The 1711-nt window shown below is 69.7% G+C and carries 3 protein-coding genes; 1 reads left to right on the top strand and 2 read right to left on the bottom strand.

All coding sequences use genetic code 11. The features are described 5' to 3' along the window. Both RTM68_RS15965 and RTM68_RS15960 read right to left on the bottom strand, forming a co-directional pair. Positions 1-629, bottom strand: a 629-nt coding sequence (locus RTM68_RS15965; RefSeq protein WP_312172794.1) for an NAD-dependent epimerase/dehydratase family protein, incomplete at its 3' end; no start/stop codon positions are given. Next, entirely contained in the window at positions 626-1255 is a 630-nt protein-coding gene (locus RTM68_RS15960) for a DUF4166 domain-containing protein (protein WP_312172791.1), read from the bottom strand. The genes RTM68_RS15965 and RTM68_RS15960, both read right to left, overlap by 4 nt. A 76-nt stretch (positions 1256-1331) precedes the next feature. Here RTM68_RS15960 and RTM68_RS15955 point away from each other — a divergent pair, with 76 nt between their 5' ends. Beyond that, positions 1332-1625 (top strand): Dabb family protein, encoded by a 294-nt coding sequence (locus tag RTM68_RS15955; protein WP_312172789.1) that lies wholly within the window; start codon positions 1332-1334, stop codon positions 1623-1625. The last annotated feature ends 86 nt before the right edge of the window (positions 1626-1711 follow it).

The following is a 1711-nucleotide window of genomic DNA, read 5'->3' as shown; positions in this document are numbered from 1 at the left end:
CCCGCCGCTCGGCGGGCGCGGCTCACCGGCCAGCGTCCGTCGAGCTGTGCGCCGCCGAGTCCGAGGCGGGCGAGAGTGCGAAGGGGGCCCAGAACGCCACCGTGGCCGAGTACGATCGCGCTGCGCAGTGCGACGCGTCGCGTGTGCGGCAGCTCGTCGGCGAACAGCGCGCGTTCCCAGGCCTTGGCGACCTCGACCGAGAATCCTCGGCCGATCTCGCCGGTCGACTCCGTCATCGGGCGATCCTCGGCGTGGCGGTAGATCGTCGCGGTGGAGGAGTTGACCCAGAGCGCAGGCGGAGCCGACGCTCTCGTGATCGCCGTGCTCAGCGACGCCGTGGTGTCGAGCCGGGAACGGAAGATCGCCGCGCGATTCTCGGCGGTGTACCGGCAGTTGACGCTCTTGCCGGCGAGCCCGATCACGAGAGACGCGCCGTCGACAGCGCGATCGATCGCCTCCTGGTCGCCCCAGGCGATGTCAGCACCCGATCGCGAGATCGTCACGACCTCGCGCTTGGCCGCGCGAAGCCGCGGCAGCAGGTACGTGCCCATGAAGCCGGTGGATCCGCCGAGCACGACCCGACCGGCGGACACCGGTGCGTCGGCGGGCACCGGGGTGCCGGCGCTCATGCGGTCTCACTCTCGATCGAGTACTCGAAGAACCCGGTGTACTCGTAGACCCGACCGAGCACGGGCGCGTCGATGGTCATGTTCACGTGGTGGCGCTCGCGCTCGTCATCCCATCGCTCGACCAGGCCGATCGTCGGCCGCAGGAATGCAGGGGCAGCGAGCCTCAGTGGTCCGAGCCGCAGGCCGACCTTCCGGATGCTCAGCACGACAGCGCCGTCGCTCACGTCGATGTCGAAGGTCGTCACCACCGTGCGGTGCGGTCCGATCTCGTTGCGCAGGATGCCCGCAGGGGTCAGCTCGACGACATCGGGCATGACCCAGGTGCGTCCCGGGAGGTCGAAGTGACGGACGGCGAGCGCCCGGCCGTCGACGGTGCGGTTCTCGATGCGGAACGGAACGTCGGTCTCCCACCCGGCGAAGGCCACTCCCAGCGCCTCTGCGATGCGGAACACCGGCCACAGCCAGCGGTGACGGGACCCGGCGGTCGTGAAGGTTCCGCGCCCGATCCCGACGTGCCCCTCGGGGATCGTGCGGAAGTACCATCCCGTCTTCGGGTGCAGCTCGGCGATGCGCTCGCCGAGTGCGCGCTCGTAGGGGGACGCGTGGGGATTCTCCGCAGCAGTCACGGGTCCAGCCTAGGCGGACCGATGAGAGGATCGAAGGACATCGAGCGCCGACCCATCAGAGCACCGAAGAGGTTCCATGACCATCCAGCACACCGTCGTCTTCCGCCTCGTCCACGAGTCCGGCTCGCCGGAGGAGCGCGAATTCCTCGAGACGGCGCGATCTGTCCTGACGGCGATCCCCGGTGTCGAGAAGTTCGCGGTTCGTCGCCAGATCAGCCCGAAGAGCGACCTCGAGCATCAGTTCTCGATGGTCTTCGCCGACCAGCACGCCTACACCGCCTACAACGACCACCCCGCTCACACCGCGTTCGTCGCGGACCGCTGGGTGCCCGAGGTCGCGGCATTCCAGGAGTACGACTTCGTGGAGTGAGGGGCGTCGCGCTGCGGTGCAGCCGGCCGCGTCAGGCGGCCGGCTCCCGCAGCCGCACGAGGCGCTCGTGGCCCGTCTCCTCGAGC

Source organism: Microbacterium sp., assembly GCF_031988965.1.
Taxonomy (GTDB): Bacteria; Actinomycetota; Actinomycetes; order Actinomycetales; family Microbacteriaceae; genus Microbacterium.
This window is presented reverse-complemented; position numbering and strand designations above follow the sequence as displayed.